The sequence below is a fragment of the Gordonia sp. NPDC127522 genome (assembly GCF_042672305.1).
In the GTDB taxonomy this organism is placed as follows: Bacteria; Actinomycetota; Actinomycetes; order Mycobacteriales; family Mycobacteriaceae; genus Gordonia; species Gordonia hongkongensis.
Genome location: NZ_JBHXVK010000002.1, coordinates 565,043 through 577,313, shown reverse-complemented (window position 1 = coordinate 577,313; position 12,271 = coordinate 565,043). Strand labels below are relative to the sequence as shown.

Sequence of the window (12,271 nt, the reverse complement as noted above, 5' to 3'; positions counted from 1 at the left end):
ACAGATCCCGGACCCGGCCGTCCCCGACCGCCCTCACCTTGCCGCACTGCGACAATGGGCGCATGGTTTTCACCGTCTTCCGTGGCGATGATCGTCCGGTCACCGCCACCGACTGGCTGACCTCACGGCACTGCTTCTCCTTCGGCGACCACTACGACCCGTCGAACACGCACTTCGGCGCGCTGCTCGCCGTCAACGACGAGGTCGTCGCACCCGGCGCGGGCTTCGAGCTCCACACCCATCAGGAGAGCGAGATCGTGACATGGGTGGTCGCGGGGACGCTGGTCCACCGTGACTCGGCCGGACATTCCGGGGTGCTCTACCCAGGGCTGGTGCAGCGGATGAGCGCGGGCACCGGCGTCGAACACTCCGAGCGCAACGACACGTGGCCCGACCTTCCCGACGCCGGCACCGAGCCCGTCCGCTACGTCCAGATGTGGCTCATGCCCGACCGCCACGGCCTCGCGCCGTCGTATGCACAGGCCGATGTCCGCGACCGCCTCGCCGCGGGCGGCCTCGTACCGATCGCGTCGGGCGTCGCCGATGTCGACGCCGCGGTCTCCGTCGCCAACTCGGGCGCCACCCTGTTCGCGGCGCGACTCCGGCCCGGCGAGACCGTCGAGGTGCCCGCTTCCCGGTTCACCCACCTGTTCGTCGTGGACGGACAGGTCGAGGTCGACGGGGTCGGCGTCGGGGAGATCGGCATTCTGGGCCCGGGTGACACCCTCCGAGGCGTCGACCCCGCGTCGTTCCCGATCCGCTCCGGCGACGACTCCGACGCCGAGGTGCTGGTGTGGTCGATGGCCGCCGGGCTGGGTGGGGCGTGAACCGAGGGAACCAACGGATCAACGCGTGCAGGTCACAACCGCGTCGGGCCCGGCCCCGCCGCGCTGCGCCGGCGGGTGGACTCCGCGCTCCCGGCCTATTCTGAGTCGCGTGACGCCGGAAGCAGACACGACCGACCCGACCCCGGTCCTGACGATCGACCAGGCCACACCGCTCGACGGTGCGACGGTGCGACCGGCGACGAGGGACGCGATCGCCACGGCCATCCGCGACGACGTGCTCGACGGCAGGCTCGCGCCGGGCGATCGGCTCCCCGAACCGATGCTCGCCGAACGGTTCGGGGTGTCCCGCGTGCCCGTCCGCGAGGCGCTGTCGCAGTTGCAGAGCGAAGGGTTCGTCAACCTGGAGCGTTACAAAGGGGCGACGGTCTCGGGCGCCTCGCGAACCGACGCACTGGAGGTCATGCAGGTCCGTCGCGGTCTCGAGGTGTTCGGTGCCCGACTCGCCGCCGAGCGTCGCGGCGGGGACTTCGCCGAGCAGCTACGGATGGTCACCGAGTCGGGGACCGCCGCGGAGCAGTTGCAGCAGCACGACGCCGTACCCCCGCTGGTGATGCAGTTCCACGCGCTCGTCGCCGAGGCGTCGGGCAATCGGGAGCTCGCCCGGACGCTCGACCGGACGTTGCGGCGCATCGCCTGGGTCTTCGATCGGGAGGTCGCCACCCGGGCCGACGGCTGCTGGCGCGATCACACCGCGATCGCAGGGGCCATCCTCGACGGCTCGTCGGTCCAGGCCGGGTATCTGATGGACGAACACGTGCGCAAAGACGAGGATCTGGTCCGCACCTTGCTCCACTGAGCTCACTTCGTATACGACTTCGGCGCGTTTTACCGGTTGGTAACGCGAGCTAACGTCCAAGACATGAAGAACGTATACGAATTTCGTATGCACACACTTCTGAAATCCCCGGCCGGGTCATCCGGGCTCACGGGCTGGTGGCGTACGGGCGTGTTCGGCGCCCAGCACGTCATCGTCATGTACACCGGCTGCGTCACCGTCCCGCTGGTCTTCGGCGCCGCTCTCGGCCTCGACAAGCAGACCATCGGACTGCTCGTCAACGCCGACCTGCTGATCGCCGGGATCGTGACGATCATCCAGGCCGCCGGCGTCGGGAAATTCCTCGGCGCGCGCATGCCGGTGGTGGCCGGCGCGTCGTTCACCGCGGTCACACCGATGATCCTCATCGGGCAGGAGTACGGGCTCAACGCCGTCTACGGTTCGATGATCGGCGCGGGAATCTTCGCCATCCTGATGGCGGTGCCGTTCTCGAAGCTGTTGCGGTTCTTCCCACCGGCGGTGCGCGGCGCCGCCGTCACCATGATCGGCCTCTCGCTCATCGGCAAGGCCGTGTCCATGATCTTCGACGACGAGCCCGCCGACGGCGCCCGTCTGTCCCTCGCCCTCGGCATCGTCGTCGTGGTGGTGGCCCTGATGCGATACGGCACCGGCTTCCTGCGTCAGGCAGCCGTTCTCATCGCGCTGATCCTGGGCACCGTCGCGGCCGCGCTGATGTCGCTGACCGACTTCGCCGGAGTCGGGGACGCCGCCTGGTTCGGTATCCCCGAGCCGTTCTTCTTCGGCGCGCCCACGTTCCCCATCGCCGGCATCATCTCGATGAGCATCGTGATGATCGTGATCTTCATCGAGTCGACCGCGTACATGATGGCGATCTCGGAGACCACCGGCATCGACGCCGACCCGCCGCGCATCGCCCGCGGTCTCGCCGCCGACGGTGTCTCGTCCGTCCTGGCCGGTGTGTGGACGTCGTTCCCGGACACCATCTTCGCGCAGAACGTGAGCCTCGTCCGGATCACCCGGGTGACCAGCCGGACGGTGGTCGTGGTCGCCGGCGCCATCCTCATCGTGCTTGCTGTGATCCCGAAGCTCGGCGAGACCATCGCGAGTCTTCCGGGCGCGGTGATCGGTTCGGTCAGCCTGGTGATGTTCGCGACCGTGGCCGGCACCGGCATCAGCACGCTGTCCAAGGTCGACTACCGCGACAACGACAACCTGCTGATCGTGTCCCTGGCGCTGGGCGCGGGCATGATCCCGATCGTGTCGAAGGACATCTACAGCAACTTCCCCGCGGAGGTCCAGATCATCTTCGGCAACGCGATCAGCAGCGCCGTGATCACCGCATTCGTCCTGAACCTCTTCTTCCACCACCTCCCCCGCCGCGGACGGACGACCCCGCCCTCCGCGGACCCCATCGCAGACAAGGAGACCGTGGCGTGACCGGCGTCCGACTACTGACCGTACCGACCACCGGACCGGATGACACCGATGCACTGAAGGTGTTGTCCGAGAACGGATCGTCGTCCGGCGACATCCTGGCCGTCATCGGCAAGACCGAGGGCAACGGGTGCGTCAACGACTTCAGCCGCACCCTCGCCGCCGCGTCGTGGGAGCCACGTCTCGACGCCGAGGCGATCACCGTCTTCTCCGGTGGCACCGAAGGTGTCCTCGCACCGCATGTCAACCTCCTGGTGGCCGACGACTCGCACGACGAGGGCCACGACCGCGGGCTCGTGGCGGCCGTCGGCACGACACCGGTGATCCCGCCGGAGGACCTGGGCCGCGGCGGCCAGCTGGAGGCCGTCCGAGACACCGTCGCGAAGTTGCTCGTCGACCTCGACGTCGCACTGGAGGACGTGCACCTGGTGCTGGTGAAATGCCCACTGCTCACCTCCGCCGACATCGCCGAGATGCGCAGTCGCGGTGCCGAACCCGTCACCGAAGACACCTACGAGTCGATGGCGCGTTCACGGGCGGCCAGTTCCCTGGGCATCGCATCGGCACTGGGCGAGATCGACGACGAGACGGCGAGGGCCGCACTCGCCGGGCGTCGGGACGCGTGGTCGAACCGGGCGTCCGCGAGCTCGGGCGCCGAGCTCGACAGCTGCCACATACTGGTACTCGCGGAGAGCTCAGGTGCGTCGAACCCGTTGCGGGCGTTGCACACCGAGATGGCCGACGCCTACGACCTCGCTGCCCTGCAGGATGCCGCCACGGCGATCGCCGCGCGCGGTGGACGTATTCGACAACTGTTCCTCAAGGCCGAATCGGATCCTTCCGGGACCATCCGGGGCCTGCGGCACACGATGCTGACCGACTCCGACATCAACGCCACCCGCCACGCGCGCGCCGCTGTCGGGGCACTCGCCGCCGCCGTGAAGGGAGACGGGGCCGTGTACGTGTCCGGCGGCGCGGAACACCAGGGCCGCCCCGGTGGCGGCAGTGTCACCATCGTCTACGAGGTCGATCCTCGACATCTCGCCACCTCGACCGGAGGCACAGCGCTGTGACGTCCATTCCCGACGCCCACCCGTATCCGTGGCCCTACGACGGCGCTCTCGATGTCACGCGGACCGCACTGCTGCTCATCGACTGGCAAGTGGACTTCTGCGGGCCTGGCGGCTACGTCGACTCGATGGGTTACGACCTCTCGCTCACCCGCGCCGGACTCGAACCGACCGCCGCGGTCCTCGAATCCTGCCGTGCAGCCGGGATGCTCGTCGTCCACACCCGCGAGGGACACCGCCCCGACCTCAGCGATCTGCCCGCGAACAAGCGGTGGCGGTCGGCCCGCGCCGGCGCCGAGATCGGTTCGACGGGCCCCTGCGGTCGTATCCTCGTCCGCGGTGAGCCCGGGTGGGAGATCGTGCCGGAGGTGGCACCGGTTCCCGGCGAACCGATCATCGACAAACCGGGCAAGGGCGCGTTCTACGCCACCGATCTCGACCTCGTCCTCCGGTCCGCGGGGATCACGCACCTGATCCTCACCGGGATCACCACCGACGTCTGTGTGCACACCACGATGCGCGAGGCCAACGACCGCGGGTACGAATGTCTGGTGCTGTCGGACTGCACCGGCGCGACCGACCACCGCCACCACCTGGCCGCGTTGAGCATGATCGCCATGCAGGGCGGCGTCTTCGGCGCGACGGCGACATCGGAGCAACTACTCGCGACACTGGGATCGGTCACCGCGGCCGCCCGGTCGTGACGCCGCCGCGCCGCGCGGTCCTCGTGTGTGGGGTCGCCACCGACCCGGAGGTGTGGGCGCCGACCGCCGCCGCCCTCGCCGCCGTCGGATACGACGTCGACGTTCCGGTCCGTCCCCAATCCGGTTGCCTTGACACCGAAATCGAGTTCCTCGCACCGCGGTGCCCAGGAGCCGTGGTCTTCGGGGTGAGCGGGGGCGCCACTCTCGGCGTCGAACTGGCCACTCGCGGCGTCGACATCGCGGCCGGGTTCTTCCACGAGCCGGCAGCCGGATCGCTCGCCCCGGGGCTGCTGGATCACGTCGTCGACGCGTTCCGCCGCGACGGTGTGCCGGGCTTCGGCCGGGCGCTGTACGGACCGGGCTGGTCGATCGGCATGACGTCGGCCGACGAAGCCGTCGTCGCACGCGAACTGGCGATGTTCCGCGCGTTCGAACCGCGGGAGCCGATGGTCGAGGCGCCGCCGGTGACTCTCACGGTCGGACAACGGTCACCCGCCGCCCGGTACGCGTCGGTGGACGCCGTCGCGGAACGGTGCGGTTTCGGCCGGGGTGTGCTCCCGGGCACCTCCCACGCGGCGCATCTCGACCACGCCTTCGCCCCGGTCATCGCCGGTCTCTCATCGGACTTCCCAGCACACCGCTTCCACAGACAGGGTCAACGACAATGACTTCTCGGGTCACCGCATTCTTCGACGCGTTGGACGAGCTCCGCCGTCCCGAGGTGTGGATCGACATCTACGACCGGGCGAGGGTGGCCCGCGAGGCGTCCGCCGCCTCGGGTCCGCTGGCGGGACTCCTGCTGGCGGTGAAGAACAACGTCGACGTCGCCGGCCTGCCCACCACCGCAGGCTGTCCGGGCTTCGCCGACGGCCCCGCCCTCGCCGATGCCGAGGCGGTCGCCCGTCTGCGTACCGCCGGGGCCACGGTCGTCGGATCGACCAACCTGGACCAGTTCGCGACCGGCCTTGTCGGACAACGCAGTCCGTACGGTGGTGTCCGCGACTCTCGACGGCCGGATCATGTCTCGGGCGGATCGAGTTCCGGGTCCGCGGTCGCGGTGGCTCTGGGTCTCGCGGACATCGCGGTGGGCACCGACACCGCCGGGTCCGGTCGAGTCCCCGCGGCGCTGCAGGGGATCGTCGGGATCAAGCCCACCCTCGGGGTGGTGTCGACGCAGGGGCTCGTGCCTGCCTGTCGTTCGTGGGACGCCATCACGATCATGGCCCGCGACCTCGAAACCGCGAACGCCGCGATGGCCCACATGGCCGGTGGGCCGAATGCCCGGCCGATCCCGCACGACGCCCCGCTCGCCGCACCACCGGGCGCGCGGGTCGCGATACCGGCCGAGTTACCCGGGATGTCACCGGGGTGGGCCGCAGCGTTCGACGCCACCACGGGTCGACTCCGCGCCGAGGGTGTGGTCGTGGAACCCATCCCGTTCGACACATTCCTCGAGGCAGCGAGGCTGCTGTACGACGGCGGGCTGGTGGCCGAACGGCACGCCGCTGTGGGCGAATTCGTCGACGGCCACCGCGATGACCCCGCGGCCGGCGTCGATCCGACCGTCGGCGCCATCATCGGCGCGGCGGGTCTCGTGCCCGCCTCCCGCTTCGTGCGTGATCTCGGTCGGCTCGACGTACTGCGCTCACGCAGCATGGCCTTGCTCGACGGATTCGACGCCCTGGTGGTGCCGACGGTGCCCGGACATCCCACCATCACCGAGGTCCGAGACGATCCGATCGGCGTGAACTCATGGCTCGGGACGTACACGAACTTCACCAACCTCTTCGACATGTGCGGGGTGGCCGCGCCCGCCGGCACGGTCGGCGATGCCCAGTTCGGAGTCACCGTGCTGTGTCGCGCATTCGGCGATGCGGTGGCCCTCGATCTGGCGCGGCGGATCCTCGTCGAACCCGAATCCGTTGCCGCACCGGGCGCCGCAAGTCCACTCGCCCCGGGGGGACCGTGGATCGAGGCCGCCGGCGCGCCGAGCGTCGACCTCTTCGTCGTCGGGGCGCATCTCCCCGGTCAGCCACTCGAAGCCGAACTCACCGGGCGCGGGGCCCGCTACCTGGGCGGGGCCTCCACGTCGCCGTCGTACCGGTTGTACGCCCTGGACACCGTTCCGCCCAAACCCGGTCTCGTGCACACGCACACCGGTGGCGGCGAGATCGCCGGCGGGGTCTGGCGGGTGCCGGCCGCCGGACTCGCATCGTTCGTCCGGGCACTCCCGTCGCCGATGACGTTGGGGCAGGTCGAGTTGTCCGACGGTGAGATCGTGACCGGTTTCGGTTGCGCCGCCTCGGCTCTCGACTCCGCGGTCGACATCACGGAGTACGGGGGCTGGTTGCGTTACCTCGGGCGGGAGGTGTCACCGGGCACGAGTTCCGTCGAGCCGGGCAGGCTCGCCGTCGAGATCACCGGTTGATCACCCCCGACCCGGTGTCCAGGTCCCGCGCCATCTGCGCGTACCCCTCCCACACCGAGGCGTACCGCGGTCGCCAACCGGCCGCCGACCGAAACCGTCTGTTGGACACCCGAAGCGAACGTGTCAGCGACGTGGTGCGTTCACCGAGCAGGAGGCCGGCCCGACCGGGCCCGGTCACGTACGGGTGCTTGCCGACGGCACCCGCCAGGGCGGCCGTGTGGTGCTTCTTGGTGACCGGTAGGTCATCGACGATGTTGTAGGTGCCGGAGCCGATGTCGAGTGCGGACACCACGGCATCGGCGGCATCGGCGAGGTGGATCGAGGAGACGTAGGCACCGGGTCGGCCGGCCCGGAAACCGATCCGGCGTCGGGCGAGCGCCATGAGCTGCTCGCTGTGGGCGGCGCCGACGCCGTAGAACAACCCGAACCGGAGCACGACGCCGACCCCAGCCGAATCGGTGAACCGGCGGGCCGAGGCCTCGGCGGCGTGGTTGCCCACCGCGATCGGATAGTGATCGACCGGCGACTCCTCGTCGATCCATCGGTCACCAGCGTCGGAATACACCATGGCGACCGATTCCTGCACCACCCGCGGCACGCCGGCCGTGATGGCGGCGTCGACCACCGCGGCCGAGCCCTCCCGCCGGATGCGATGACAGTCCGCCCAGGCCGACTTCCGGACGAATGATGCGGTCCCCGGAAGGGCGGACGCGAGGTTGACGACCGCGCCGCAGCCGTCGAAGTGCTCGGCGAGTCCGTGTCGATCGAACAGTGACACCCGAATCGGGGCGGCGCCGTGGGCACGCAGCGCGGAAGCGGCGGCATCCGAGCGCGCCAGCGCGCGCACGTCGTGTCCCGCGTCGACCAATGCGGGCACCGCGTATCCCCCGATGGCCCCCGTACCGCCGGTGACGAATACCCGCATGCGGGCGAGTATCCCGGATCACGGTGCGGTGTGTCCCGGTTACCGGGACACACCGCACCGACATGTGCTTCGCCGGTCAGTCCCCCGTCTGCGACAGAGCGTGCAGATCCTTTGCGGTGGGCGACTTCTCGACCGTGTCGGGATCGGGATAGGTGTGCAGCAACCGGTCCGCGGTGCCCGCGGTGGTGACCGCGAACCAGTAGTGCTCGTTGCGGTAGTGGTGGAATCGATGGTTGCGCCACAGCCTGCGATAGTAGGCGTGGCGCGGCCGGTAGTCGGAGTGGATCAGATAGTGCGTCCATTCGTAGACCAGTCCGATCGCCGCGAGCGTCGCCATGAACGTGAGACCGCGCTCGGCACTGGCGAAGACGAGGAGCCCCACCGCGACGGCCGCGAGGACGACCGTGACCAGCACCTGCCACGGGATGAACACCAGGGGGATGTTCCGCGGGTCCGAGTGGTGCTCGCGATGCTTACGCGCCACCAGCGGATCGATGATGACCGGTCCCAGGCGCTTCGGCCGCCAGTGCAGCACGACGACGTGGATCAGCCATTCGGCCGGCGGAAAGCTCGCGATCATCACGACCGGGACGACCAGATCGGCGATTCCCCACCCGCCCAGCCACATTCGCGCCACCGTCGAGGTCACCAGGAACGCGGCGATCATCCAGGGCGACGGGTGCCGGAGGAACTCGGCGAATGCGGCACGCAGGGTCGTCGACCGCCGTGATCGCATTCGCCGTTCTTCCGCCGCCACCTGCCGGCGCGCTCTGTGGTCGATGTGGTCGCCGTCGATGCTCTCGGCAGACATTCAGTTCCCCTCTCCGATGCCGGACTCGGCGTCCTCGAGCGCCTGACAGAGTTCGAGCAATGCCGCGGTCGCGGGCGCGAGCAGTTCACGAGCAGCGGCCTCGGCGCGGCCGGGTTCGCGCGAACTGATCGCGTCGACGAGCGCGCGATAGCCGTCGATGTTGCCGACCTCCGGCTCCAGCATCGACGCGAGCGCGGGAAGCGCCGGTTCGTACGCGGCGCGGAGCGAGTTGTACATGAGACGGAACGCGATCGAGTCGGCCGCGTCGACGATCGCACTCCAGAACTCGAGTGCCGCGACCTGCTGTCCGACCGGGCCTGGTTCGGCGGCGAGATCGGCGAGCAGCGCTGTCAGCCTTGCGATCTGGTCGTCGGTCACCCGCCTCGCCGCCAGCCCGGCGACATCCGGGCCGACCGCGGCGCGTGCCTCGACGATCGAGCGAGCAACACTCGGCACGAGCGCGCCGCCCCGGATCAGGAGTCGCGGCAACAGATCGAGACCACCCGTCCGCGCGATGTCCTGGACCCGTGCGCCGTCGCCCTGCCGAATGGAGACCAGACCGGCCGCCGCCACCCGCTTCAACGCTTCCCGCACGGTGGGCCGCGAGACGCCGAGGATGCGGGCCAGTTCCCGTTCGCTCGGAAGCGCCTCGCCGGCCGGTAGGCCACCCGACAGCACGCCCTCGACGATCTGGTCGAACACGATCTCGGGGGCGCTCTGCTGGGACACGGGCTCGAACGGCATGCACCCACCGTAGGGCCGAGGGGACTGATGGTCAAGTGGTCAGACCACTCGCTCGTGAGGAATGTTCGCTGGGCGCTCGGGTTGTACCCACCATGAGTGACATCGCCGCGCCCTCGTCCGACACCCTGACCGCAGACGATCTGGACTTTCTCAGCCGCCCACTCCTCGGCTTCTTCTCGACGGCGACCGGCCCGACGCCGCCGCAGCCTCGGCCGGTGTGGTTCGAGGCGACCGCGGACGGTGAGATCCAGCTCTTCACCGGTCCCGATTCGCTGAAGGTGCGTCGTCTGGCCGCGGACCCGCGCGCCTCGATCGTGGTCGCCACCCCGGTCGAGGAACGCGAGCGCTGGATCTCCATATCCGGCCCCACGCGCATCGAGACCGACAGTGCGGCCGCGCGCGAACTCGCAGCACGACTCGCCGACCGCTACTGGGACCTCGACGACCCCACCCGCGCGCAGGATCTCGCGGAGATCCTCGCCGACGACTGGGTGCGAATCGTCATCCGGCCGGACAAGATCCGGCGACTGAGTTTCTGACCGGGGCCTTCGACTCGGCGACCGCCGGGCCGCGGCTCATCGCAGCTGATCGAGCAGCCGCAACCATACCTCGCTGATGGTCGGATACGACGGAACCGCATGCCACAGCCGTGAGAGCGGGACCTCGCCGACGATGGCCACCGTCGCCGAATGGACGAGTTCCGCGGTCTGCGGCCCCACGAAGGTCGCACCTACGAGGATGTCGCGGCTCGCATCGACGACGAGACAGGCGTGACCCGAGTACTCGGGATCGGTCAGGTAGGACCCCGCCACGGAGATGTCCCCGTCGGCGATCCGCACGTCGATGCCGGCCTCCTTCGCCTGCTTCGACGTCAGCCCGACAGAAGCGATCTCCGGCCGGGTGAACACCACCTGCGGTACGGCACCGTGATCGGAGCTCGCGACGTACCGCGGACCGTCGAGGTCCCGACCCTCCGCGCGTGCGGCGATCACGTCCCCGGCCACCCGCGCCTGATACTTGCCCATGTGCGTCAACGCATTTCGGCCGTTGACATCTCCCGCCGCGTACAACCACGGGCGGTCGGCCACCGTCAGATGGTCGTCGACGCGCAGCGGGCCGCCGGACTCGAGTCCCACCGATTCCAGACCGAGATCCCGCGTCGCGGGCGATCGTCCCGCCGCCACCAGGATCTCGTCGACGACGAGCTCGCGTGCGCCGTCACCGTCGAGCCGGACGGTGGCGGGGCCGCCGTGGATGCGTCCGTAGCCGGTGTCGGCCACGCCCGGCCGCTCGACCGACTCGATCGTCGTCCCGAACCGGATGTCGACGCCGCGGGCGGTCAGCGAGTCCGCGACCCGCTGTGAGACGAACGACTCCATCTTGGGCAGCAATCGGTCACCGCGGATGGCCATGACGACCTCACGCACCCCGAGGTCGAGCAACCAGGTCACCGCTTCGCACGCCACGACGCCACCGCCCACGACGAGGATCCGGTCCGGCACCTCGACGAGATTCGTCGCGTCACGGGAGGTCCACGGGTGTGCCTCGGCCAGACCCGGTGTCGGCGGGATCGACGCCGTGCTCCCGGTCGCCACCACGACGGCCTCGCGCGCGTTCACCACGGTGTCGCCGACGGTCACCTGCCGCTCACCCGACAACCGCCCATGCCCGCGGATCACCGTCATCCCGGCGCCTTCGGCCCACTTCACCTGCCCGGAGTCGTCGTGGGTCGCCCCGGGCCCGTCCCGTCGGTCGTTCACGGTGTCGCGCCACGCCAGGAGGGCGTCGGCGTCCGGACGATCGCCGCTCACCCGTTCACGCGCACCCCCCAGGGCACGGGCTTCCTCGAGTGCGGACCCCGGACCCAGCAACGCCTTGCTCGGCATACACGCCCAGTACGAGCACTCACCCCCCATGAGCTCGTGCTCGATGACGACAGCGGTTCGATCGCTGCCCCGTATCGCGTAGTCGGCGACATTCTCGCCCACCGGGCCGCCACCGATCACGACGACGTCGAAGGTTGCATCCATGGGTTCAGCGTAGGTGGGTTTCGCTTCCGCGGTCGGCGAGTGCGCACGTTCCGAGGAGAGCGGTGCGCGACTCCTGGGAGTCGCTCTGTCGACGCTGCGCGGGAGGCACCGAGTGGACAGAAGCGCCGTTGCCCCCCCCCGCTGGTTGAGCCGGCACCGAGCGAAGCGAGGCGCCGAGTCGAAACCACCTGGTGACCCCACACCGCTGACCGACCCCCACGGACACAGCGCCCCAACCGTTCACGAGCCGACACTCGCCCCCCCGCTGGTTGAGCCGGCACCGAGCGAAGCGAGGCGCCGAGTCGAAACCACCTGGTGACCCGCCGCCGCTGACCGACCCCCACGGACACAGCGCCCCAACCGTTCACGAGCCGGCACTCGCCCCCCCCCCGCTGGTTGAGCCGGCACCGAGCGAAGCGAGGCGCCGAGTCGAAACCACTTGGTGACCCGCCGCCGCTGAGTGACCCCGACGGACGCAGCG

The 12,271-nt window shown here is 69.7% G+C and carries 12 protein-coding genes; 8 read left to right on the top strand and 4 right to left on the bottom strand.

The window, feature by feature from the left end:
• The first annotated feature begins 62 nt into the window (after window positions 1–62).
• From ACFVHY_RS06930 to atzF, 7 genes are all read left to right on the top strand, one after another.
• Window positions 63–827: a pirin family protein gene (locus ACFVHY_RS06930; RefSeq protein ID WP_390270034.1), complete on the top strand. Its 765-nt coding sequence runs from the start codon at window positions 63–65 to the stop codon at window positions 825–827.
• A 109-nt stretch (window positions 828–936) separates the two neighbouring features.
• Window positions 937–1,644, top strand: coding sequence for a GntR family transcriptional regulator (locus tag ACFVHY_RS06925; RefSeq protein ID WP_390270031.1), 708 nt, complete (start codon window positions 937–939; stop codon window positions 1,642–1,644).
• 87 nt (window positions 1,645–1,731) lie between these two features.
• The gene (locus ACFVHY_RS06920; protein WP_390270029.1) at window positions 1,732–3,081 is read left to right on the top strand and encodes a nucleobase:cation symporter-2 family protein; all 1,350 of its coding nucleotides are present in this window, start codon (window positions 1,732–1,734) and stop codon (window positions 3,079–3,081) included.
• A complete protein-coding gene (locus ACFVHY_RS06915) occupies window positions 3,078–4,151 on the top strand; it encodes a ring-opening amidohydrolase (RefSeq protein WP_390270026.1) in 1,074 nt (357 codons plus the stop codon). The genes ACFVHY_RS06920 and ACFVHY_RS06915 overlap by 4 nt, the downstream gene beginning before the upstream one ends.
• Window positions 4,148–4,852 (top strand): cysteine hydrolase family protein, encoded by a 705-nt coding sequence (locus tag ACFVHY_RS06910; RefSeq protein WP_390270023.1) that lies wholly within the window; start codon window positions 4,148–4,150, stop codon window positions 4,850–4,852. Before ACFVHY_RS06915 ends, ACFVHY_RS06910 begins: the two co-directional genes overlap by 4 nt.
• A complete protein-coding gene (locus tag ACFVHY_RS06905; RefSeq protein ID WP_390270020.1) occupies window positions 4,849–5,520 on the top strand; it encodes an alpha/beta fold hydrolase in 672 nt (223 codons plus the stop codon). The genes ACFVHY_RS06910 and ACFVHY_RS06905 overlap by 4 nt, the downstream gene beginning before the upstream one ends.
• Complete coding sequence (atzF, locus tag ACFVHY_RS06900; protein ID WP_390270017.1) at window positions 5,517–7,280, top strand: allophanate hydrolase; 1,764 nt, start codon at window positions 5,517–5,519, stop codon at window positions 7,278–7,280. Before ACFVHY_RS06905 ends, atzF begins: the two co-directional genes overlap by 4 nt.
• On the opposite strand, the gene ACFVHY_RS06895 is transcribed toward atzF, so the two are convergent.
• The 3 genes from ACFVHY_RS06895 to ACFVHY_RS06885 all read right to left on the bottom strand — a co-directional run bounded on the left by ACFVHY_RS06895 (window position 7,270) and on the right by ACFVHY_RS06885 (window position 9,760).
• Window positions 7,270–8,205, bottom strand: coding sequence for an NAD-dependent epimerase/dehydratase family protein (locus ACFVHY_RS06895; protein ID WP_390270015.1), 936 nt, complete (start codon window positions 8,203–8,205; stop codon window positions 7,270–7,272). The genes atzF and ACFVHY_RS06895 overlap by 11 nt on opposite strands.
• 76 nt (window positions 8,206–8,281) lie before the next feature.
• Window positions 8,282–9,001 carry a sterol desaturase family protein gene (locus tag ACFVHY_RS06890; protein WP_390270376.1) on the bottom strand — a complete coding sequence of 240 codons (720 nt, stop codon included), beginning with the start codon at window positions 8,999–9,001 and terminating at the stop codon, window positions 8,282–8,284.
• Between the two features lie 15 nt (window positions 9,002–9,016).
• Window positions 9,017–9,760 (bottom strand): FadR/GntR family transcriptional regulator, encoded by a 744-nt coding sequence (locus tag ACFVHY_RS06885; protein WP_390270012.1) that lies wholly within the window; start codon window positions 9,758–9,760, stop codon window positions 9,017–9,019.
• Between the two features lie 92 nt (window positions 9,761–9,852).
• On the opposite strand from ACFVHY_RS06885, the gene ACFVHY_RS06880 reads away from it, so the two are divergent.
• Window positions 9,853–10,299: a pyridoxamine 5'-phosphate oxidase family protein gene (locus ACFVHY_RS06880; RefSeq protein ID WP_390270009.1), complete on the top strand. Its 447-nt coding sequence runs from the start codon at window positions 9,853–9,855 to the stop codon at window positions 10,297–10,299.
• A gap of 36 nt (window positions 10,300–10,335) precedes the next feature.
• Here ACFVHY_RS06880 and ACFVHY_RS06875 read toward each other — a convergent pair whose 3' ends face one another.
• Complete coding sequence (locus ACFVHY_RS06875; RefSeq protein ID WP_390270006.1) at window positions 10,336–11,790, bottom strand: dihydrolipoyl dehydrogenase family protein; 1,455 nt, start codon at window positions 11,788–11,790, stop codon at window positions 10,336–10,338.
• Between the last annotated feature and the right edge of the window lie 481 nt (window positions 11,791–12,271).

Bases quoted from the DNA above. Each gene is read 5' to 3' on its own strand.
- ACFVHY_RS06920 (WP_390270029.1), top strand. From the start codon at position 1,732: ATGCACACACTTCTGAAATCCCCGGCCGGGTCATCCGGGCTCACGGGC.
- ACFVHY_RS06895 (WP_390270015.1), bottom strand. From the start codon at position 8,205: ATGCGGGTATTCGTCACCGGCGGTACGGGGGCCATCGGGGGATACGCG.
- ACFVHY_RS06875 (WP_390270006.1), bottom strand. From the start codon at position 11,790: ATGGATGCAACCTTCGACGTCGTCGTGATCGGTGGCGGCCCGGTGGGC.
- ACFVHY_RS06930 (WP_390270034.1), top strand. From the start codon at position 63: ATGGTTTTCACCGTCTTCCGTGGCGATGATCGTCCGGTCACCGCCACC.
- atzF (WP_390270017.1), top strand. From the start codon at position 5,517: ATGACTTCTCGGGTCACCGCATTCTTCGACGCGTTGGACGAGCTCCGC.
- ACFVHY_RS06885 (WP_390270012.1), bottom strand. From the start codon at position 9,760: ATGCCGTTCGAGCCCGTGTCCCAGCAGAGCGCCCCCGAGATCGTGTTC.
- ACFVHY_RS06880 (WP_390270009.1), top strand. From the start codon at position 9,853: ATGAGTGACATCGCCGCGCCCTCGTCCGACACCCTGACCGCAGACGAT.